Raw genomic sequence first — 21,478 nt, forward strand, 5'->3', positions numbered from 1 at the left:
TAAGCACATGAATCGATCATTTGTCAAAAAATCCGCCATTTTCTAACTCTGGTTCAAAGCGAACGGAGGATGAGATGACGCCCGAGATCAGGAAGATAGTGACCTATGACGAGGAGGTTCTTGTCGAGGGGTTCCGTGCGGCCGAGGCGCCTTGGCGCATGTTCGCGGTTGCCGCTGTCCTGAAAAACCCGTGGGCCGGGCGCTTCGTGCCGGATCTTAAGCCCGAGATACAGGCCTATGGGCCGGTCCTGGGCAAGATGTTGGCAGAGCGGATGATCGGCCTTGCCGGCAGCGGCGCCGCGATCGAGGCTTATGGCAAGGCCGCCGTCGTGGGGTTGGATGGAGAGATCGAGCACGCGTCGGGCCTGATCCACACGCTGCGCTTCGGCAATCATTTCCGAGAGGCGGTAGAGGCCAAGTCCTATCTCGCTTTCACCAACACCCGCGGCCCCGCCAACGCGCCTATCATGGTGCCGTTGATGGACAAGAACGATGCCGGGAGGCGGTCGCACTATCTGACTATACAGTTCTCAATCCCCGATGCGCCGCGCGATGACGAGGTCATCGTCGTGCTGGGCGCGGCATTGTCCGGCCGGCCGCATCACCGGATCGGGGATCGCTATCAGGACCTGAAGGATTTGGGCCATGACGTCGACAATCCTGCCGCGGTCTGAGGTTGCCGGCCTGTCGGCGATCGACGTCGGCGAGGGGCACCCCGTGGTGTTGCTGCACGGGGTTGGCCTGAACGCCGATGCCTGGGGGCCGCAGGTCGACACGCTGGGGGGCGACTATCGCGTCATCGCACCGGACATGCCGGGCCATGGCGGCAGCCAGTGCCCGGACGGAACGCCGACATTGGAGACCTACGTGGAGGCCGCCCTGGCGGTGGTCGAAACCTTGCCGCAAGCCGCGATGCTGGTGGGACATTCCATGGGGGCGATGATCGCTCTCGACGTGGCCGTACGCGCGCCGTCGCATGTCTGCGCGGTCGCCGCGCTCAACGCCGTCTTCGAGCGCACGCCGGAGGCCGATGCGGCGGTTCGGGCGCGGGCCGCCAGTTTTGACGAAACGCGCGCGCCAGATCCGTCGTCGACGCTGCACCGCTGGTTCGGCGATGCGGCCTCGCCCGAGAGGTCCGCCTGCGAGACCTGGCTGCGCAATGTGGACCCGCGAGGCTACAAACTGGCCTACACGGCGTTTGCGGAGTCCCGGGGACCGAGCCGGACGGCACTGCGGTCGCTGGCCTGTCCCGCGCTCTTTGCAACCGGGGCGCTGGAGCCGAATTCCACGCCTGATATGTCGCGCGCCATGGCTGTGCTGGCGCCGCGCGGCCGTGCACTGATTGTCGAGGGCGCGGCGCACATGATGCCTATGACCCATGCCGATGAGGTGAACGCCGCGATGCTCGACCTCGCGCGGGAGGTATGGCCATGAGCGCACTCGATCCGCGCGCGCTGCGCCGGGCTTTCGGCAGCTTCATGACCGGCGTCACGGTCGTGACCTGCAAGGCGGCGGATGGGACGCCGCTGGGGTTCACGGCCAATTCGTTCTCTTCGGTTTCGCTTGATCCGCCGCTCCTGCTGGTCTGCCCGGGCAGGTTCCTGTCGTCCTACGACAGTTTCGCAAGCTGTTCGCACTTTGCCGTCAACGTCCTTGCCGAAGGGCAGGAAGACGTGGCCAATACCTTTGCGACCTTCAAGGGAGACCGCTTTGCCCGCACCCCGCACCGGGCGGACCCGCATGGCAACGTCCTAATTGACGGGGCGCTCGCGCAATTCTCCTGCACGACGCACCAAGTGGTCGACGCGGGCGATCACGCCATCCTGCTCGGCGAGGTGCGTGCCTTTCATCACGACGCCGGACGCGGCCTTGGCTATGCAGGCGGGCAGTTCTTCAGCCTCGGCCTTGAGCGCGCCGCGCTCGACCCTGCGGGCAACACGGCCCTGCTGGGGGCGATCATCACTGAAGGCGATGAGGTCCTTCTTGAAAAGACCGATGCCGGCTATCGCCCGCCACAGGTGATCTCGACCGAGCGGCAACATGTCCGCCGAACACTTGCGGGAAACCTCGGTTCGCGCGGCCAGCCCGTCCGCCTGGGGCCTGCCTACGCGGTGTTCGACGACGGCAATGTCCAATGCTCCTATTTCCTGGCGAATGCCTCGGCCGCAGGTTCGGCATTCACCCGTCATCCGATCCGCGACATTCCCGGGCTGACCTTCGCAACGGCGGCGATCACGCAGATGATGCACCGCTTCGCAGAGGAGGCCGAGACCCGCAGCTTCGGCCTCTATGTTGGCGATGCCCGGCGCGGAGATGTTCACCATTTGCCTGAAAGGACCTGACGCATGGATTTCTCTCTTTTCGTGCACATGGAGCGCCTTACGCCCGAACAATCACACCGTCAGCTGAACGAAGAGTTGATCGCGCTTTGCAAGATGGCGGACGAGGCCGGTATGCGCGCCATATGGACCGGCGAGCATCACGGGATGGAATTCACCATCGCGCCGAACCCGCTGACGACACTGGTCAACCTGTCCCACCACACCCGAAACGTGAAGCTGGGGACGGGGACGATCATCGCGCCGTTCTGGCACCCGATCAAGCTGGCCGGCGAGGCCGCGGCGGCGGACCTGATGACAGACGGACGCATCGAGCTTGGCATTGCCCGCGGTGCCTATTCCTACGAATATGAGCGGCTGATGCCGGGCATGAATGCCTGGGAAGCGGGGCAGAGAATGCGCGAGAGCACGCCGCTGCTGCCCAAGCTCTGGGCTGGCGACTGCGCCCACGAAGGCGCATTCTACAGCTTCCCCGCCACAACCGCCGCGCCCAAGCCGGTGCAGGATGGCGGCCCGCCGATCTGGATCGCCGCACGCGACCCCAACAGCCACGAATTCGGCGTGCACAACGGGTTCAACATACAGGTGACGCCGCTCTGGCAGGGGATGGACGAGATCGAAACACTGATGGCCCGCTTCAACGCGGCCTGCGAGAGCCACGATGGCCCGCGCCCCAAGATCATGCTCTTGCATCATACCTATGTCGGCGCGGATGCCGATGACGTTGACCGGGCGGCGCGGGAGTTCTCGCGGTTCTATTGCTATTTCGGGGCATGGTTCCAGAACAAGCGCCCCGTCGAACAGGGCCTGCTTGCGCCGCTTTCGGACGAGGAGATCGCGGGCAACGCCATGATGGCGCCGGAGAACATGGCCCGGGACCTGACCATCGGTACCGCCGAAGATGTCATTGCCAAGATCAGGAAATACGAAGACCTTGGCTATGACGAGTATTCCTTCTGGATCGACAGCGGCATGAGCTTCGAGCGTAAACGCGCGTCGCTCACCCGCTTCATCGACGATGTCATGCCCGCCTTTACGTGAGGACCGATATGAACGCCCGATCGCACTACCAGCTTTTCATCGACGGGTCCTGGACCGAAGGGTCCGACGGCCAGATCATGACCTCGCAGAACCCGGCAACCGGCGAGGACTGGGCGACGTTCGCCTGCGCCTCGAAATCGGACGTCGACCGCGCGATCCTTGCGGCCCGCCGCGCGCTGAACGATCCCGTGTGGCGCGACATGACCCAGACGCAGCGTGGCAAGCTGCTGTACCGGCTGGCCGACCTGATCGAGGAAAATGCCGCCGAGATCGGACGGATCGAGACCACCGATAGTGGCAAGCTGCTGGCCGAGACGTCGAGCCAGACTGCCTATGTGGGCGATTACTATCGCTATTACGCGGGGCTGGCCGACAAGATCGAAGGTGCCGTCCTGCCGATCGACAAACCCGACATGCATGTGTTTACGCGGCGCGAGCCGATTGGTGTCGTGGCCGCCATCGTGCCGTGGAACGCGCAGATGTTCCTGACCGCGACAAAGCTTGGACCTGCGCTTGCGGCGGGCTGTGCCGTGGTCTTGAAGGCGGCCGAAACCGCGCCTGCGCCCATGCTCGAATTCGCACGTCTGATTGAGCGCGCCGGCTTTCCTGCGGGTGTCGTCTCGGTCATCACGGGCGACGCGGAGAACTGTGCCATCCCGCTGACCCGCCATCCGGATGTCGACCGCATCGCCTTTACCGGCGGACCCGACACGGCACGCCACGTGGTGCGCAATTCGGCTGAGAACTTCGCGGTCACGACGCTGGAACTTGGCGGCAAATCTCCCATCCTGGTTTTCGAGGATGCGGATCTGGACGGTGCCGCGAACGGACTGATCGCGGGCAATTTCGGCGCGTCCGGCCAAAGCTGCGTGGCCGGATCGCGCGGGTTGGTGCACCGCTCGGTTCTGGATGCGGTGGCGGGAAAGATCGAAGAAAAGATGAAGGGGGTGGTCATCGGCGACCCGCTTGACGCCGGAACACAGATTGGACCGCTCTGCACGACGGAGCAGGTTCACAAGATCGAAAAGACCCTTGCTGCGGCTGTGGCCGGGGGCGCGACTATTCGCTTTGGGGGTGCGCCGTTGGACCGGCCCGGAAATTACATGGCGCCGACGCTTGTGGAATGCGCCGATGCGGAGACGGAGACGCTGAAGGTCGAAATGTTCGGCCCTGTGATGTCGCTCTTGCCCTTCGACACCGAGGAAGACGCCATCGCGCTTGCCAACGGCACGCCCTTCGGCCTTGGGTCCGGGGTTTTCACCGAGAACCTGGCGCGTGCGCACCGGGTGTCATCGCGGCTCAAGGCGGGGATTTGTTGGGTGAATACCTATCGCGCCGTATCTCCGATCGCGCCCTTCGGAGGGGTCGACCGCTCGGGGTATGGGCGCGAGGCGGGTCTGGACGCCATCCATGACTACACGCGCACCAAGACGACGTGGATCAACACGTCCCGCTCCCCGATGGCAAATCCCTTCGTGATGCGTTGACGCGTTCGGCGCGCCTGCGCGTGGTCAGTCGACCGTCAGGACGATCTTGCCCACGTGATTGCCTGCCTCAAGCTCGGCATGGGCATCGCAGGCGCGGGCGAGCGGGTGGACGGAGTTGATCAGAGGGCGGACCGTGCCCTGTTCCAGCAGCGGCCAGACCTGTGCCGACAGGTCGGCCGCGATAAGGCCTTTTTCCTGAGGCGATTGCGGGCGCAAGGTGCTGCCGCACAGGGTCTGGCGCTTGCTGACCAACGCCTTGATATCGACCTGTGCCTCGCCGCCTCCGAGAAAGGCGATGACGACCAGCCGCCCCGAGAGCGCGAGCGAGGCGAGGTTGCGGTCGAGATACTCGGCGCAGATCATGTCGAGGATGACATCGACGCCCCGGCCGTCCGTGAGGCGGGTGATTTCGTCCTCGAAGCGTGCGGTCTTGTAATTGATCGCCTCCGTGGCGCCGAGATCTCGGCAGGCCTGGCATTTGTCGTCGGTGCCGGCGGTGGCGTAGACGGTGGCGCCCATGGCGCGCGCGAGCTGGATCGCGGTGGTGCCGATGCCGCTTGCGCCGCCGTGGATCAGAACGCTTTCGCCCTGGGCAAGGCGCGCGATGCGAAAGAGGTTGGTCCAGACGGTGAAGTAGGTTTCGGGCAGGGCTGCGGCCTCGACTGCCGACAGGCCGGTGGGCCAGGGTAGCACCTGTGGCGCCGGGGCGACGCAGTATTCGGCGTAGCCGCCGCCCGCCACCAGCGCACAGACCTTGTCGCCCGGCGAGAACGACAGCACCTCGTCGCCGCAGGCCACGATTTCGCCGGCGACTTCGAGGCCGAGCACTTCGGTCACGCCGGGTGGCGGGGGATAGGCGCCCTCGCGCTGAAGCAGGTCGGGGCGGTTCACACCGGCGGCGGCGACGCGGATCAGCACCTCGTCCGGGCCGGGCTGCGGAACCGGGACCTCACGGGGGTGCAGAACGTCGGGGCCGCCGGGCTTACTGGCGAAGATGGCTTGCATGGTCGAGGTCATCGAGGGCTCCTAGGCTTGGAGTGCGAGAAACGTGCCGGTGGCCAGGAAAAGACCCAGCGCGGCGAGCGACAAAACGGTCAGCTTCAGGTTGCCGCGGCGCAGGAGCGGGGTCGGTTCGACCTGCATGATCCGGGTCGTTATCAGCACGTTGGCGGTGAAGGGGGTCGAGCTGGCGGTGACACCCCAGCCGAGGATCGCGGCCAGCGCCAGCCAAAGGAGGGCCGGGGTCGGCACCAGCGGGTGCAGTACGCCCAGCAATATGCTGGCCGAAACGATTGGATTGAGCGCCAGGAGGCCGCCCGTCACCATCGCCAACGGCACCAAAGCGACAAGCAGGGGCAGTAGCGCGGTGGGCGGCGTTGGCAGGGCGCCGTCGACGTTGCTCACGAACCAGGCGATGACGGCGCCAAGAAAGCCCGCGCAGGAAACGACGACAAGCTCGTTGACGCCTGATTGCGCGGTGACGGCCAGTTCGCGCTGCAGTCCGGGGGCATTGCCGGAGACGATCTGGATCGCCCACCAGGCCAGCGAAAAGACCACCACCGCCACCAGCACAGCGGCGGGCATGGAGAGGCCTGCAAAACGGTGGAGCGTGAAGGCGACCGCAACCAGCGCCGCAACACGGGCGACGACGCGCAGGAGGATGAGCTGTTCGGGAAGGGTTGGCATGGCGCGTGTCAGGGTCTTCTGGTCAGGGTCGGCGAGGGTGCTTCGCGACGCGATATAGCCCGCGAAGAGATACAGGCCGGCGGCGACCAGACCATAAGGCAGGATCTGAAAATAATCGACCTCGGGCAGGATCGAGAGGGTGACGATGGTCGACAACGCCAGGGGCGACCACATCGGCATGGCGCCGAAGCCGCGCAGCATCGCGAGGGTCAGGTTCCCGACCGCGTTCTGTTGCTCCAGCTTGTCGCGAATCTGGGCTAGCAGGGTGGCCATCAGGCTGGCGGCGCCGAAATTGAGGAAGATCCCGAAGATGTGGGTGCCGAGAGACACGAAAAGGTAGCGCGCCCCGCGCGGGCGGCTTGCCATCACGGCGGCGGCCCGGCGGATGTCGGGCGCGCGAGAGGCCGCGCGACTGAGCAGCCCGAGCGCGATGAGGAAGGCCGACAGGAAAGTGAACCTGCCAAGGCCGCCCGTCGCCGTTAGCCAGCCGCCGATGCTGCCCCACAGCAAGAGCATCAGAACGATGCTTCCGATGATCCAGGCCGGGCGATTAAGGCCGTGACGGTTGAGCAGCGCCAACGCCAAGAGGGCAAAGACCGCCGGGAGTTCCGGCACCGGCAGCACGATGGCCGCGACCCCGGTGCCCAGAAGGTAGAGCGCCAGCAGCGAATTGAGAATGTCACGCCAGCGCCTTGATGTCACAAGAAAGTCAGCCATGAACGCGCGTACCGAAGGCAGTGTGCAGGGCCGCGCCGGATTTGCCGGGTGGACCGTGATGCGCATCCCGGGCGGGTCTGGAGAGATCACTCATGGCGACTTTCTTGAATGAGTCGGGCTGTGTCGGCCGTGCTGAGAAGGAAACCGCCGGGGCGGTGCGTTGTTCCCGCACGAGCATAGGTGCGTGTCCGGGGGCGTCTGGTGCGGTGTGGGTCATGGCTGTGTATCCTGCAGGGGCAACTTCCGCGAGGGGCGAGGCGAAGTCCAGATTGGAACGCGCGATTGGCCGATGTTTCCAGGTCCAGCAGGTGAAATTTAAGACAAGGTGTTGTTTTTGCGTGGTGAAATTTCGAGCAAGGTGGACCTTGGGGAGCCGCGCGCTCTTGGTGTTTCGTTAATCTCTTTGCCCTAGCATCGGTATACGAAACCAACAGCCGGAGAAGATTGGATGGAAATGGCGCCAATCGCGGGTGCTGACAAGGTGATCAGCCGCAATCGCGACGAATTCCTGAGAGCTACTGAGCGAACTTGCGAACGTGCTGGAATCCCGTGTTGGCCTGGAAGCGGCGGAAGGGTTCATTGGGCGGGTCGGATCGCGGATCGGCGAAACGATGAATGAGGAATACCGGGCGATCTTTGAGACTGATGCGCTTGATGTGACGCAGGTGGCGCAGGCGCTGGTGGACCTGAAAGAGCGGATCGAGGGCGCGTTCAAGGTTGAGTCGATCTCGCCCGAGAAGATTGTTCTGGTCAACAGCAGCTGTCCGTTCGCGGATCAGGTCGAGGGCCGGGAATCGCTGTGCATGATGACAACGAGCGTGTTTGGCCGGATTGCAGCCAGCAACTTGGGCTATGCGCGGGTGGAAAAGCCTCAGACCATCGCACGCGGCGACCTGGGTTGCCGGGTGATCGTGCACCTTACCGAAGGCGAGGCGGGCCGTGAGTTCTTTGGCTGACGCGGCGCGGCACCGCGACAACGAGGTAAGTGCCTTTCAAGCATTGCCGAAACACGCGATGCTTGTCGACCGCGCGGCGCGCGTGCATGTGGCGAATGCAGGAGCTGAAAAGCTGGTGCGTCACCTGTTCCAAGACGAAGCCGTACCAGAGCGCTGGGCCTTGCCGGACGTGTTCGAGATATCGCTGGAAGACGCGGTGCGGGAAATGTTAATCGCAGCCTCCGGCGATGCGATGCTGCTGCCACTGCGCGCAAAGAGGCCCGGGCTGCCACGCCGCATCCGGTTCCGGGTTGGCGCGATCCGTAACGGGACACGCGCGCCGAACCGTTTCGTGCTGGTGTCGGAAAGCGGCGACGCGTTGGGCAAACCTTTTCGGGAGTTGAATGCCGAACTGGAGGGCGCCAATGAGAGGGCGCGCCGGGAACGCCAGCACCGTCTGTGTCTTGAGAAGGCGAACAATGACCTGAACGCCGCCAATGCGGAATTGAAGTCCTTTGCCTATGCGGTATCGCACGACCTGAAATCGCCGCTTCAGACGGTTTCGATGCTGTTGTCTGAACTGGACGCGTGCGGCAGTCGCGCGCTGGACCGAGAGAAGGCGGAACTGGTCGGGATGAGCCGAGAGACGCTGTCGCGCATGTCGGTTCTGATAGAGGACCTTTTGCACTACACGGAGCTTATCGGGTCGGTCATGCCCTGCGAGCCTTGCCCGCTGGAGGAGGTTCTCGCGGATGTGATCGCCGACCTCAGGGCCGAGATCACGGGCGCGTCGGCCACGGTGCGCACCGGCCCGCTACCGGTTGTTTCGGGCGAGCCAGTGATGCTGCGCGTGTTGTTCCAGAACCTGCTGTCGAACGCGATCAAGTTCCGCCACCCCGACCGGCCTGCCAAGATCGATATCGGTGCGGAAGAGGCCGACTCGGACGAAATGGTGACGATCAGGGTCGCGGATAACGGCGTCGGCATCGCGCCGGAGTACCGCGCCAGGATCTTCGACCTGTTCAGCCGGCTGCATCGGCATGACGAGATACCCGGCAGCGGCCTGGGCCTGACGATGTGCCGCCGGATTGTTCAGAATCTGAACGGGACGCTCGATGTCGACGAGAACCCGGACGGCGGGTCGATCTTTATCCTCAAGCTGAACGTTGCACGCGATGACTGACCTGACGGACGGCGCAAGCGCGGCCATCGAGACCGTGATGTTGATCGATGACGACACGTTTTTTCACGCGGCCTGCGAGCGGCTGATGCGACGCACGGGGCTGGTGAACAACCTGATCAAGTTTGCCATGGCCGAAGAGGCGCTGGCGTTCCTCGAACGGCCCGACAGGCCGGTGATCGACGTGCTGTTTCTGGACATAAACATGCCTAGGATGAACGGGTTCGAATTTCTGGAGGAAGCATTGGCGCGGTTCGGAAAAGATTTCTGCCGGATGATCATCGTGATGCTGACCTCTTCGGTCAATCCGCAGGATATCGAGCGGGCGAAGGCGTTTTGTGCCATCGACGAGTTTGCCAACAAGCCGTTGGTGCAGGCGCAGATCGAAGCGATCGCCGCACAATTGAAGGCGGCGGGCCGACCCGTGGTTTGACCCAAACACGGTGAAGACCTGCCTCCGATAGGGCCGGACTGGGGTCCGGCAATTTCGGAATGGACGACGGATCGGGCGGGCGTTGCGCGACATTTGGCCAGGCTGGCCATCCGGGGTATTACGTATCTGCGAACCGATCGGAAGCGACACCCCGCCACGCCGCCGATTGCCCCCGCCGTCGCGAATGCCTAGCGCAAGCTGAGCGGCCCGACGCGCGACGCCCGGACCGGTCGCTGACCGGAGCGCCATCGGCACTTCAGAGCATCGGCATTCAGGTTCGCGCGAGAGCTTATGCCATCAAAAGTTCAGCGAGATGTCACGATGCTCGGCGTTGCACGATGCGATGAAGAGCGCCTGTTCCCTTGGCAGTTTCGGTTGCTTGCGCAAGCCGATCGTATCGCGAATGGCCATGTCGTAGCGGTCAAGCTCGGGCAGCAACTCTTCGGCCGCGCGGGAGCGCCATGCCAGCTCTTGCTCGTAAAGGGCCTGTGCCTCTTCGATGAACTCCAGCGCGCGTTCGGGATTGGGCGTGCGGGCGTCGATCTCGCGGCGGGCGTCGGAGAGCAGGCCGCGGATCTCGTTGCCGCCTGCCACGTCGCCGAACATGCGTTCGACCTCCTTGAAGCGCGCGTCCGCGGTCTCGCGGTCCATGTCGGCCGCGTCACGGGCAAGGGGCTGCAGTTCGCCCTCGATCTCGGCCAGCGCGTCGGCTGACATGATGATCTGCCTCAGCTCCTGGACTGGCTCGTAGGCCTGGTCGACCGTCCGACGGTAGAGGTTGCGCGCGCGACGATCATTTGCGGTGATCTGGCTATAGGCCTGTTCCGCTTCGTCCCAGCTTTCAGGAATCTGGGCGAGGATCGCTTCGCGCTCGGCTTCCATTTCCTCGGCCCGCGCCTGCAAGGCCTCGGTATCGCCAAAGCCGCGACTGACCTGCACGCGCAGGTCTTCAAGTTCGGCATTGATGATCCGCGCTTCGCTTTGCAGGCCGCGCACGAAGCTGTGTTGCGGGCGATAGTCGACGGCCTGTGCGGCGAGCTCTGCCTTGATATCCTCGATCTCCTGCATCATCGGCAGGGCCTCGCGCGCCTTGGAGACGCCGCGCTCGAAATCTTCACGCACGTCGTCGGGCAGATAGGACAGGTCAAGCCCCGCCGCGCGGTCGATGGCGGCTTCGATCTCGTCCCCGTTCTGGGCGAATTCCTGGGCCACGTATTCCTCGACACAGTATTGCAGCGCGGGATTGATCGGCGGCGGCGCGGTTTCTGCCGTCAGCGAGCTGCGCATCGGCAGGTAGTTTACCAACGGTGGATAGTAGGCGACGATGACGAGCGAGAGCAGCTGCAGCCCGATGAACGGCAGCACGCCGATATAGATCTGGATGGTTTTTACGGCCTTGGACGCCACACCCCGCAGGTAGAAGAGCGCAAATCCGAAGGGAGGCGTGAGGAAGGACGTCTGGATGTTCAACCCGATCATGACGCCGAGCCAGACGGCGGTCACGTTCGCCTCGGGGTCCGCCAGAAGGATCGGTGCGACGATCGGCACCACCACGACGGCGATCTCGATGAAATCGAGGAAGAAGCCAAGGACGAAGATCACCAGCATCACGATGGCGAACTTGGTCCAGAAGCCGCCCGGGAGACCTTCGAGGAAGTGCTTGACCAGTTCCTCGCCGCCAAAGGCACGGAAGGCGGCGGTCAGCATCGCGGCGCCGAGCAGGATGATGAAGACCAGTGACGTGGTCTTGGCCGTTTCGAGCATCACGCCGGTCAGGGCGTTTTCGGTGACATAGGCGCGATAGCCGCTCCAGGCGATGCCGATCACGGTCAGGATGACGCCGAACACCGCCAGATTGACGCCGAACTGGTCGTCGGCATTGGTGATGTTCTGGATGTTGGTGTCATAGTTCGACAGCACGTATCCGATGACGCCAAGCCCGATGAGGGAGATGATCGCGGGCACGTAGCGCAGGCGTCCGCCGCCTTCGTAAAGGCGGTAGCCGGCCATGATCATGGCGCCGATGGCACCGATTGCGCCGGCCTGGTTCACGGTGGCGATGCCGCCGATGATCGAGCCCAGGACCATGACGATCAGGGCCAGCGGCGGCACCATCGCGAGCAACACCCTGCCTGCGAATTTCAGGTCGTAGCGGCCTTCGTATGGCACGGCGGGCGCATAGCGTGGGCGGATCAGGGCAACGGCGAGGATAAAGAGGATGTAGAGCCCGACAAGCACCAGGCCCGGCACCAGCGCGCCGAGGAACATGTCGCCCGCACTGGTCGATCCTACGGCGAATTCGGACGGCATGGTCAGTTCGCCGGTGACTTCCTTGTAGAGGTCCTGGCGCGCCTGTCCGGCCTGATCCACTGCGGAGGCCAGCTGGTCGGCGAGGATGATCAGCACGATGGAAGGCGGGATGATCTGGCCCAGTGTGCCGGAGGCCGAGATGATGCCCGTGGACAGCGGGTTGGCGTAGCCGTTGCGCATCATCGCGGGCAGCGAGATCAGGCCCATGGCGACCACGGTTGCACCGACGATACCGGTGGTTGCCGCCAGCAAGGCGCCCACGACCACGACCGAAATGCCCAGGCCCCCGGGGACAGGGCCGAAGAGCTGGGCCATGGTCACGAGAAGATCCTCTGCGATCTTTGAGCGTTGCAGCATGATGCCCATGAAGATGAAGAGAGGAATTGCGATCAGCGTGTCGCGTTCGGGTTCCCAATAGACCCCTCGGAGATTGGTCACCCCGGCGCTGAGCCATTGCGAGGGACCGCCGGACACGAAAAAGGCGTCCGTTCCGCCCCCGAAGAGATAACCCGCGCCGGCGGCCAGAAGGACCGTGATGATCGCGGCACCGGGCAGCGAAAAGGCGACCGGATAGCCGGACCCCAGGGCCGCGGCCATGATGAAGACAAGCAAGAGGAGAAAGACGATTTCCATACGCGCGGTTCCCGTCGAGTTCGGTTACATCATGTCCGTGTGCGTCTGCCGCGCACCCGGTTCGCCACGTTTGTCGGCGATTGCTTCGAAGAACTGCGCCACGAATTGCAGCATCATCGTCACGGCGAACACCCCGAGGAATCCGGCCATGAAGTATTTCACATACATGCCGAAGCCCGACTGTGTGACTTCGAACACGAGGATCGGGCCGACGATGATACTGGACGAAGAACCGAAGCCCACGATCAGGATCGTCCAGCACAGCGACAGGCCCAAAAGGACGGCGCCCCAGGCGTTGACCTTGCCCTTGGCTTCGCGACGCATGCTTGCATAGAAGAGGTCCACGCGTACGTGGCCGTCCTCGTACAGGGTGTAGGCCGAGGCGAACAGGAACAGAGCGCCGTACCAGAACCGGACGAGATCGGCCATGAAAGCCTGTTCGTAAGAGAATACGAAGCGGCTGAAGACGATCAGGAGCTCCGCCACCACGACCAGCAGGGCCAGCCATATAAAGCCAAGTGACCGGGTCACGGCGGCGATCAGTATGCCGAGGATCACCAGCGGGGTGTGAAAGTAGAGTCCACGATACTCGGCCCGGCCCAGGCTGCCGGCCAGGTCGGAGCCGACGACGGCCTCGAGTTGGCCGTTCACGCGCAGGAACGAGACAACCGCGTCACCTACGCCGACCAGAAGGACGACCCAGAACGCCGCGCGGACGAGGAAGGTGTTGAGCGCCGCGACCCGTGCCGCATCGGTGCGAAGGGAGATGTCGCGGGATCGCAGAACGCCATAAAGTGCGACCACGGCGAAAAGCGCGTAGATGCCAAGCTGCAATGCGGCCAGCGCGCCGCCGCCTGACAGGACTGCGCCTGCACCGGGCAGGTCGAACCAGAACCTGAGGATGGCGTTGATCAGAAATGCGGCGGTGGCACTTAGAACAAGCCAACCGAACGCGCGATGCACGACTGCTGGCGCCCCCATATCAGCACTGACCATCGCAGGCCCCTCCCAGAAAATTCAGCGTCCCGTTATACGTTGGCCGAGGCGGAATGTCTTCCGCCTCGACAGGGCTGGCCGTTGTTTGTGCCAGCGTGAATGACCAAGAGGCCGTCAGATACGCAGGAAGCGGTTGCGCTTCGCCACGTAGGGCGCATCGGAGTAGTTGCTCCAGACACCGACGTTGTTGCGGGCCTCGAGGAAGCTGTCGATGATCTCGGCAGCCAGGGCGCTGTGATCACGGGTTTCCTCGATCACCTCGGTCGCGGCCTCGCCGAATGCTTCGTAGACGTCGTCATTGAACTCGCGCAGCTCCACGCCGTACTCGTTGACCAGACGGTTCAGGTAGATACCGTTTTGGTAGTTGGTCTCGGCGGGCTGGCGGGCGTTCTCTTCGGCACAGCAGACGGTGATGATGCGCTTGTCGCTTTCGCTCAGGGCGTCCCACCAGTCCTTGTTCATGCCCAGGCTGACCTGCGAGGCCGGCTCGTGCATACCCGGCCAGTAATAGTATTGCGCCGCCTCGTAGAGCTTGAGGAAGAAGTCGTTCCACGGACCCACCCATTCGGTCGCGTCGATGGCGCCCGAAACGAGGTTTTCGTAGATCTGACCACCCGGAAGCGAAACCGGCGAGGCGCCGACCTTGGCCATGACGTCGCCGCCGAGGCCGGGGATACGCATCTTGAGGCCCTTGAGATCTTCGGGCGAGTTGATTTCCTTGTTGAACCAGCCGCCCATCTGCAGTCCGGTGTTGCCACACGGAATGCCCTTGATGCCGAACTCGGCGCCGATCTTGTCCAGCAGATCCTGACCGCCGCCGAACTTCATCCAGGCGTCGATCTCGGAGTAGGTCAGGCCGAAGGGGACGGCCGTGAATGGCGCCCAGCCGGGGTGCTTGCCCTTCCAATAGTAATCGGTGCCGATATAGGCACTTGCGTTGCCAGAGGCGACCTCGTCAAAGCTGTCGAACGCGCCCACGCGTTCGCCGGCAGCGAAGTATTGCACGGCGATCCGTCCTTCGGTCACTTCCTCGATTCGCGCTGCCAGGCGTTGGGCACTGGTGCCGAGACCCGGGAAGTCACGGCCCCAGGTCGATACGATCGTCATTTCGATCCGGTCTTGTGCGACCGCGGGTGCGGCCAGTGCCGAAGCGGCTGCGCCGGTCGTGGCGTATTTCAGAAACTTACGTCTCTCCATTCTTCATTCCTCCTGTTGATGGTATTTTTGTTCGGGGTGTTTTCGTGCGAGCACCTAGCTGTGAGACTGAGTACGTCAGTCGCGTCCATTTTCAAACCATAAGCAGCAACCCCCAATGCGCTCGCTGAGCGATGCAAATGGTGCCCAACCCATTGCAGGAAACATAGCTGTTATGCATTTCGTGACAATCATTGTTTTATGCACGAAATTGCGGCACGACTCCGCTCAAGTGATTAATATTGTAGCGATTGAGGGGCGGAGCTGATTGCAAGTCGATCGGTGCGGCAGAACATGCCGTCCATCCGCTCGCAAGATTGCGAACGAGAGCTAGTTTGCCGCGCGCAGGCTCGCGGGATTCTCGTAAGGTGACGTTGGGTAATGCGCGGGTTCGATCTGCGGACGAACTGGTATTGGATCAGGGAGCAAGAATATTGTCGGCATTGACGAAGAACGCACCGGGCGCGATCGAGACCGCACGCATGATCGAGTCGGGTGAGATGACCGCCACGCAGGCGGTGCGGCAGCGACTGGAGATCATCGAGCAACTGGAGCCGGAGCTGAAGGCGTGGGTTTACGTGGATGAAAGCGGAGCACTGGACGCAGCAGAGAGGATCGATGCTGCGCCTGTTTCCGGCAAACTTCGCGGTGTCCCCATCGCGGTGAAAGATATCTTTGCGGTCAGAGACATGCCGTGGCGTTGCGGTTCCGCGATCTGGAAGGATCGGGTTGCAGGGTTCGATGCGGGGGCGGTCGCGCTGGCGCGCGGCGCGGGTGGTATCGCGCTTGGAAAGACGGAAACGACCGAGTTCGCGTTTTATCAGCCGACACGCACGCGCAACCCGCATGATCCGAGCCGCACGCCCGGAGGATCGTCCTCGGGTTCGGCCGCCGCGGTCGCGTGTGGCATGGTGCCGCTTGCCTTCGGGACGCAGACCTCCGGTTCGATCATTCGCCCGGCGTCGTTCTGCGGTGTGGTGGGGTTCAAACCGTCCTTCGATCTGGTCGAAACCGGCGGTGTCGCACCGCTTTCGCGCAGCCTGGATACAGTTGGGGTGTTCGCGCGGTCCGTGCCGGATGCGGCGCTTTTCGTCGAGGCGCTGACAGGGCAGGACCTGCAACCGGATGCAAGTGCCGCGCCGCCGAAACTGCCAGTCTACCGCTCGCCCGTGTGGAACGAGGCCGAGCCGGAGCTGGTGCAGGCATGGGCGGCGTTTGAGACGGGGCTGGGTGACAAGTTCTCGGACTGTGAGTTCGCGCCCGAGATCGAGGCCGCGTTCGAGGATGCGCCGGGGCTGCATGCGCGAATCATGGCGATGGAAGCGGCGGAGGCGCTGGCCCATGAACATGCCGAATGGCCGGACCTGCTGTCGGACGCGCTGAGAGCCGAGCTGGATAAAGGCAGCGCCTTTGCAGGCGATCAAAAGATTGCGGACAGGCAGGCCATGCGCAGCTTGCGCCATCTGGTCAACGGGCTTGTGCCGCGCGATGCAGTCTGGTTGACGCCATCGTCCACGGGGCCCGCACCGCTCTTTGAAAGCGGGACTGGGTCGCCCAGTTTCAACCGGATCTGGAGCCTGCTGGGCCTTCCGTGTTGCTCGGTTCCTCTGTTGCAGACGGACGCGGGCCTGCCCATGGGCGTTCAGGTTGTGGGAGCGATGGGAAACGACCGAGGGGTTCTGACGGTCGCAGACTGGCTTATGTCGCGCTTTCTTCCTGATTGAAGTCGCCGAATCGTGCCGCGTGATATCGGTGGATCGGACATCAAGAGAAAGGCTGCCACGTTCGAGCGGTAGGGTGGATGGTCGTGACTACGCCGTGCCGTCGTCGGGCTTGGACTTGAACGAGGCGGCGGATTGGTTGAACAGAATGCTGTTGTTGTCCACCCGGTGGCGTCCGCCATTCTGTTCGGATTTGTGCAAGTCGATCGCGCGTTGCACAGCCGGGCGTGCCTTGATCCTGGCCCGCCAGTCGGCCACGCGGGGAAAGTCATCCAGCGAGGCGCCGAGCGGCTTTGCGATGAAGGCCCACGGAAAGGCCAGCATGTCCGCGATGGAGTAGTCGCCCAGGATATAGTCGCGCGCCTCCAGGCGTGCCTCAAGGACGCCGAGGTTGCGGTCGTATTCGCCCAGGTACCGTTTGAAGCCGTAGTCGCGCTCGTCCTCCGGGGCGTAATTGCGGAAATGGCTGAGCTGTCCGCCCATCGGCCCCTGGTTCCCGACCTGCCAGAACAGCCACTCCATCAGCTCCTTCCGGGCGCGCGGGTCGCTTTCGGGCGGGGCGAACTGGCCGACCTTGTAAGCAAGGTAAAGCAGGATCGCACCGGACTCGAACACCGGCACGGGGGTGTCGCCCCACGTCGCATCGGGCGCGTGATCGACGATGGCTGGCATCTTTGCATTGGGGCTGATCTGAAGAAAGCCGGGGGCAAACTGGTCCCCCTCGCTGAGGCGCATAAGGATCGGGCGATAGTCCAACCCCGTCTCCTCGAGCATTATGGCGGCCTTCCAGCCGTTGGGCGTGGGGGCATAGTAGAAGTCGATCATTCGGTGCTGTCCTGCGTGTCGGTGGCGATGCCGTCCGCTATCATCGCGTCGATTTCGGCCGCGGCGTAGCCCGTCTCTGCCAACACGGTGCGGGTGTCTTCGCCAAGCCGTCGGGCAGGGCGGGGGACGTCTGGCGGCGTGGCGGAAAACCGGGCCGGCGTATGCGTCTGGCGCAGCGGGCCGGCCTGGGGGTGATCCTGTTCGAGGATGATCCGATTGGCGGCGACCTGCGGGTGGGCGTAAACCTCGGCCCGGGTCAGGACCGGGGCGCAGGGCACGTCATGGGCGCCAAGGCGGTCCATCCAGTTGGCGGTCGTGTCCTGCAGCAGCGCCTCCTGCGTCAGTTCCAGCCGCGCGGGCTTGTTCTCTTCGCGCGCCGCGACCGTGGCAAAACGCGGGTCGTTCAGCCAGTCGGGCCGGTTCACCGCGGCGGCGAGCCCGGCCCAGGTGTTGTCGGTGTGGGCCGAGACTGCCATCCAGCCATCCCTGGTCTGGTAAATGAGTTCCACGAAGGTCTGCGCATCGGCGCTTTTCTCCGGTTCGACCTCGTCACCGATGAAGGTGTAGCCGGCCATGTCCGAGCTCCAGAGAAAGGCCAGCACCGTGTCCAGCATGGATATCCGCACGTGGCTGCCTTCACCGGTGCGTCCGCGGGCCAGCAAGGCGGCAGTGATGCTTTGAGCGGTCTGGATCGCGGTCAGCTTGTCGGGCAGGATGGTGCGCACCAACCGGGGACGCGCGGCATCCGCGCCGCCCTGCACGCTGGCCAGCCCGGACAGTGCCTGAATAAGCGGGTCGTAGACGGGCTTGCCGGCCCAGTCGCCCTGAAACCCGAAACCGGCGATGGAGGTGTAGATGATGTCGGGTCGTACCGCGCGCACCGCCGCCTCGCCCAGCCCGATCCGCTCGGCCACGCCGGGGCGGAAGTTCTGCACGAAGACGTCCGCCGACTGGCAGAGGCGCAGCGCGGCCGCAACGCCGCGCGGATCCTTGAGGTTCAGTGTGACGGATTTCTTGCCGCGATTGTTGTTGAGGAACGAGGCCGAGAAGCCGCCGCGCCGTCCGGTCACCTGACGGCTGTGATCGCCGCCTTCCGGGTGTTCGATCTTGATCACCTCGGCGCCCTGATCGGCAAGCGTCATCGTGGCCAGCGGGCCAGAGATCATCGTCGTCAGGTCAATTATACGATACCCGTGCAGCGGTCCTGGCATCTGGTGCGTCTCCACTATGATCCTTGTGCCGGGGGAGCAGACCCCGCCGCAACTCTGAACCGTCCTGCGCCGAGATACAAACCAAGGAATGCCGGCGCGGTCCGCTTGCTACCTGGCGCGGCACAGCGGCTTGCGGCCACTGCATCGCAATCTTGTGACCGCTCTTGGCCGTGCTGCGGGTGCTTTGACGTGCAAATTCGAGGTCTGCACCTTGGGGGCGACCGTGAATCCTCGACCCCAAGCGGAATGAAGGCGCAGTTGCGCAGGGAGCTGGCATGCAAGGGAGAAGTGGCAGCCCGTAGGGGAATCGAACCCCTCTTTCCAGGTTGAAAACCTGGCGTCCTAACCGATAGACGAACGGGCCATGCCTTGGCGTGAGCGTGTAACTATGAAAAAGCCGCGACCGGCGCAAGGGGATTCTTGCATAATTTTGCGGGTATCGCGGAGCCTGGGCGGGACGTGGCGCTCAGGCGGCGGGAGCGGCGTCTTCGAGGCGGAGTTGCACGGTCTGGCGGCCGCCCCAGGTGTTGATGTCAAGGCGTCCGGCCAGGTGGAACCGTGCGCCGCCATGCTGTTCCAAAGCCTGGCCCAGCGCCGTGTCGTAAGCGCCAAAGGCGATTGCGTCGAGACTTGGCCCGGTGCCATCACCGAAGCGGATCTTCAGGTGGCTTTCGCCGACACGCTTGGCGAAGGTGATGCCCATGTCGGAAAAGGCATAGCGGGGGCCGGGTGCGCCGGCGCCGAAGGGGCCGGCCTGTTCGATCTGGTCAACGAGTTCCGGCGTGGCGGCGCCGGGCATAAGCAGGCCATCAAGCGCCAGGTCAGCGGGGCCGGAGCTGCCTGCACCCTGGCGGGCGAGGAGGTCGGAGAGGCGGGTCATCGCGGCGTCGAGCTTGTCCCGTGCCACGGTCAGGCCGGCGGCCATCCTGTGCCCGCCGCCCTTGAGCAAAAGCCCCTCGGCGGCAAGGCGCTGGATGGCGTGCCCGAGATCGACGCCGGAGACCGAACGGCCCGAGCCCTTGCCTTCGTCTCCGTCAAAGCCGATGACGATGGCGGGGCGGTTGGTGGCTTCCTTGAGGCGCGAGGCGACGATTCCGACGACGCCCGGATGCCAGCCTTCGCCCGCGGCCCAGACAAGGGGAGCGTCGAGACCGCGCTCCTCGGCCTGATCGAGGGCGGCGGCGCGGACGGCGGTTTCGACGTCGCGGCGCTCGGTGTTGAGTTCGTCCAGTTTCTCGGCCAACGACACAGCCTCGGCCGGGTCGTTGCAGGCCAGAAGGCGCGCGCCCAGATCGGCGCGGCCCACCCGGCCGCCGGCATTGACGCGCGGGCCGAGGACGAAGCCGAGGTGATAGGCGGTGGGCGCGGTATCGAGCCGCGACACGTCACCCAGCGCCACGAGGCCGGGGCGGCGGCGCTGGCCCATGACGGCGAGGCCCGTGCGTACGAAGGCGCGGTTGACGTCGCGCAGAGGGGCCACGTCAGCGACGGTGGCCAAGGCCACGAGGTCGAGCATCGCCATGAGATCGGGGCCTTGTTTGCCGGCGTCGCGCAGTTGGCGGCCGGCCTCGACCAGCATGAGGAACACCACGGCAGCGGCGCAGAGATGCGAAAGGTCGCCGCTTTCATCCTGACGGTTGGGGTTCACCACGGCCAGTGCGGGCGGCAGGGTTTCGCCACCGAGATGGTGATCGAGCACGACGACATCGGCGGCGGTGGCGGCGGCCAGCGCCTCGTGGCTGAGTGTGCCGCAATCGACGCAGAGGATCAGATCGTGCGCGGCGGCGAGTTCGGCCATGGCGGGGGCGTTCGGGCCGTAGCCTTCGTCGATGCGGTCGGGAACGTAGAGCGTGGCGTTCAATCCCATCTGGCGCAGACAGTCGATCAGGAGGGCCGCCGACGCGCCTCCGTCGACATCGTAGTCGGCGAAGACGGCAATTTTCTCGCGCCGTTCGACCGCCTGAAGGAATCGTGCGGCGGCGGTTTCCATGTCCTTCAGGCTGCGCGGATCGGGCATGAGGTCGCGCAGCTTGGGGTCGAGATATGCCGCAGCGTCGGAGGAGGTCACGCCGAGGCGCGCCAGCGTCTGGCAGAGGGGACGGGGCAGGGTGGTGTCCTGCGCCATCGCCTCGGCCAGGCGGTCAGTATCGGGGGTGGGGCCGATCCAGCGGCGCCCGGTCAGGGAGCGCGCGACTCCGAGGTAGCTCATGAAAGGTCGCGCAGGATCGCGGCGACGGAGCGGGCCCGGCAGAACTCGCCGTGCAGGTGCGATACGGCGGTGGTGTGGATCGGTTCGGGATCCATCGGTGACAGGTCGGGGTTCCAGCCGGTGTCGGCGGAGAACGAAAAGGCGGCGCAGGCATCGTGTGCGAGCGTCACGTCATAGCCGATATTGTCGGCCCAGCGAACGTTGGTGGACACACAGTGCGGCGTGGTCAGTCCGCATATCACCAGTTCGGTTGCGCCAAGATATGTCAGGTGCGAATGAAGCGCGGGGTCGACGAAGGCGGAGTTGGTGGATTTTTCGAACACCGGCTCGCCGGTCAGCGGCATCATCTGCGGCTTGAACTCGCAACCGCCCGAGTCCGGGTGGATCGGACTGCCTACGACCTTGCTGAGGTGCAGAACGTGGCAAATGGGGGCGTCGCGTTCGCGCCACGCCGACAGGAGTTGGGACGCGCGATCCTCGGCGTCGGGGTTGTTGCGGGCGCCCCAGAAATCGGCGTCAAAGCCGGTTTGGAAGTCGATAAGGACGAGGGCAGGTAACATT

18 protein-coding genes and 1 tRNA gene are annotated in these 21,478 nt (G+C 64.3%); 9 read left to right on the forward strand and 10 right to left on the reverse strand.

Annotation, left to right across the window (positions count from 1 at the left end; genetic code table 11):
• Positions 1 to 74 precede the first annotated feature (74 nt).
• The 5 genes from PVV74_RS13015 to PVV74_RS13035 are packed head-to-tail and all read left to right on the forward strand — an operon-like array spanning position 75 to position 4,867.
• Entirely contained in the window at positions 75 to 674 is a 600-nt protein-coding gene (locus tag PVV74_RS13015) for an amino acid synthesis family protein (RefSeq protein WP_274593485.1), read from the forward strand.
• The gene (locus PVV74_RS13020) at positions 646 to 1,434 is read left to right on the forward strand and encodes an alpha/beta fold hydrolase (protein WP_103764409.1); all 789 of its coding nucleotides are present in this window, start codon (positions 646 to 648) and stop codon (positions 1,432 to 1,434) included. Before PVV74_RS13015 ends, PVV74_RS13020 begins: the two co-directional genes overlap by 29 nt.
• Positions 1,431 to 2,342 (forward strand): flavin reductase family protein, encoded by a 912-nt coding sequence (locus PVV74_RS13025; RefSeq protein ID WP_103764444.1) that lies wholly within the window; start codon positions 1,431 to 1,433, stop codon positions 2,340 to 2,342. Before PVV74_RS13020 ends, PVV74_RS13025 begins: the two co-directional genes overlap by 4 nt.
• Before the next feature lie 3 nt (positions 2,343 to 2,345).
• On the forward strand, positions 2,346 to 3,380 hold the full coding sequence (locus PVV74_RS13030; RefSeq protein WP_274593486.1) for an LLM class flavin-dependent oxidoreductase: 1,035 nt from the start codon (positions 2,346 to 2,348) through the stop codon (positions 3,378 to 3,380).
• An 8-nt stretch (positions 3,381 to 3,388) separates the two neighbouring features.
• A complete protein-coding gene (locus tag PVV74_RS13035; RefSeq protein ID WP_274593487.1) occupies positions 3,389 to 4,867 on the forward strand; it encodes an aldehyde dehydrogenase in 1,479 nt (492 codons plus the stop codon).
• Positions 4,868 to 4,891: 24 nt separating this feature from the next.
• Here the strand turns inward: PVV74_RS13035 and PVV74_RS13040 are convergent, their stop codons facing one another.
• Together PVV74_RS13040 and PVV74_RS13045 are read right to left on the reverse strand one after the other, a co-directional pair.
• A complete protein-coding gene (locus PVV74_RS13040) occupies positions 4,892 to 5,884 on the reverse strand; it encodes an NAD(P)H-quinone oxidoreductase (RefSeq protein WP_274593488.1) in 993 nt (330 codons plus the stop codon).
• A gap of 9 nt (positions 5,885 to 5,893) precedes the next feature.
• Positions 5,894 to 7,270 carry a hypothetical protein gene (locus PVV74_RS13045; protein WP_274593489.1) on the reverse strand — a complete coding sequence of 459 codons (1,377 nt, stop codon included), beginning with the start codon at positions 7,268 to 7,270 and terminating at the stop codon, positions 5,894 to 5,896.
• 536 nt (positions 7,271 to 7,806) lie between these two features.
• Here PVV74_RS13045 and PVV74_RS13050 point away from each other — a divergent pair.
• The 3 genes from PVV74_RS13050 to PVV74_RS13060 are packed head-to-tail and all read left to right on the forward strand — an operon-like array spanning position 7,807 to position 9,818.
• Complete coding sequence (locus tag PVV74_RS13050) at positions 7,807 to 8,226, forward strand: methanogen output domain 1-containing protein (protein WP_274593490.1); 420 nt, start codon at positions 7,807 to 7,809, stop codon at positions 8,224 to 8,226.
• The gene (locus PVV74_RS13055; protein ID WP_146050066.1) at positions 8,210 to 9,388 is read left to right on the forward strand and encodes a sensor histidine kinase; all 1,179 of its coding nucleotides are present in this window, start codon (positions 8,210 to 8,212) and stop codon (positions 9,386 to 9,388) included. Before PVV74_RS13050 ends, PVV74_RS13055 begins: the two co-directional genes overlap by 17 nt.
• Complete coding sequence (locus tag PVV74_RS13060; protein WP_274593491.1) at positions 9,381 to 9,818, forward strand: response regulator; 438 nt, start codon at positions 9,381 to 9,383, stop codon at positions 9,816 to 9,818. Before PVV74_RS13055 ends, PVV74_RS13060 begins: the two co-directional genes overlap by 8 nt.
• A 297-nt stretch (positions 9,819 to 10,115) precedes the next feature.
• Here PVV74_RS13060 and PVV74_RS13065 read toward each other — a convergent pair whose 3' ends face one another.
• From PVV74_RS13065 to PVV74_RS13075, 3 genes are all read right to left on the reverse strand, one after another.
• Positions 10,116 to 12,761, reverse strand: coding sequence for a TRAP transporter large permease subunit (locus tag PVV74_RS13065; RefSeq protein WP_274593492.1), 2,646 nt, complete (start codon positions 12,759 to 12,761; stop codon positions 10,116 to 10,118).
• A 24-nt stretch (positions 12,762 to 12,785) separates the two neighbouring features.
• Positions 12,786 to 13,757: a TRAP transporter small permease subunit gene (locus tag PVV74_RS13070; protein WP_274593493.1), complete on the reverse strand. Its 972-nt coding sequence runs from the start codon at positions 13,755 to 13,757 to the stop codon at positions 12,786 to 12,788.
• Between the two features lie 114 nt (positions 13,758 to 13,871).
• Positions 13,872 to 14,954: a TRAP transporter substrate-binding protein gene (locus tag PVV74_RS13075; RefSeq protein WP_103764401.1), complete on the reverse strand. Its 1,083-nt coding sequence runs from the start codon at positions 14,952 to 14,954 to the stop codon at positions 13,872 to 13,874.
• A gap of 431 nt (positions 14,955 to 15,385) precedes the next feature.
• Here PVV74_RS13075 and PVV74_RS13080 point away from each other — a divergent pair, with 431 nt between their 5' ends.
• Positions 15,386 to 16,675 carry an amidase gene (locus PVV74_RS13080; RefSeq protein WP_274593494.1) on the forward strand — a complete coding sequence of 430 codons (1,290 nt, stop codon included), beginning with the start codon at positions 15,386 to 15,388 and terminating at the stop codon, positions 16,673 to 16,675.
• A gap of 87 nt (positions 16,676 to 16,762) precedes the next feature.
• On the opposite strand, the gene PVV74_RS13085 is transcribed toward PVV74_RS13080, so the two are convergent.
• The 5 genes from PVV74_RS13085 to PVV74_RS13105 all read right to left on the reverse strand — a co-directional run bounded on the left by PVV74_RS13085 (position 16,763) and on the right by PVV74_RS13105 (position 21,477).
• Positions 16,763 to 17,497, reverse strand: a complete 735-nt coding sequence (locus PVV74_RS13085; protein WP_274593495.1) for a glutathione binding-like protein — start codon at positions 17,495 to 17,497, stop codon at positions 16,763 to 16,765.
• On the reverse strand, positions 17,494 to 18,708 hold the full coding sequence (locus PVV74_RS13090; protein WP_274593496.1) for a CaiB/BaiF CoA transferase family protein: 1,215 nt from the start codon (positions 18,706 to 18,708) through the stop codon (positions 17,494 to 17,496). Before PVV74_RS13090 ends, PVV74_RS13085 begins: the two co-directional genes overlap by 4 nt.
• Positions 18,709 to 18,997: 289 nt before the next feature.
• Positions 18,998 to 19,072, reverse strand: a tRNA-Glu gene (locus PVV74_RS13095).
• A gap of 102 nt (positions 19,073 to 19,174) precedes the next feature.
• Complete coding sequence (recJ, locus tag PVV74_RS13100) at positions 19,175 to 20,917, reverse strand: single-stranded-DNA-specific exonuclease RecJ (RefSeq protein ID WP_274593497.1); 1,743 nt, start codon at positions 20,915 to 20,917, stop codon at positions 19,175 to 19,177.
• Positions 20,914 to 21,477, reverse strand: coding sequence for an isochorismatase family protein (locus PVV74_RS13105; protein ID WP_103764397.1), 564 nt, complete (start codon positions 21,475 to 21,477; stop codon positions 20,914 to 20,916). The genes recJ and PVV74_RS13105 overlap by 4 nt, the downstream gene beginning before the upstream one ends.
• Position 21,478: the final 1 nt, after the last annotated feature.

Origin of the sequence: Roseovarius sp. SK2 (assembly GCF_028807495.1) — a bacterium.
Taxonomy (GTDB): Bacteria; Pseudomonadota; Alphaproteobacteria; order Rhodobacterales; family Rhodobacteraceae; genus Roseovarius; species Roseovarius confluentis.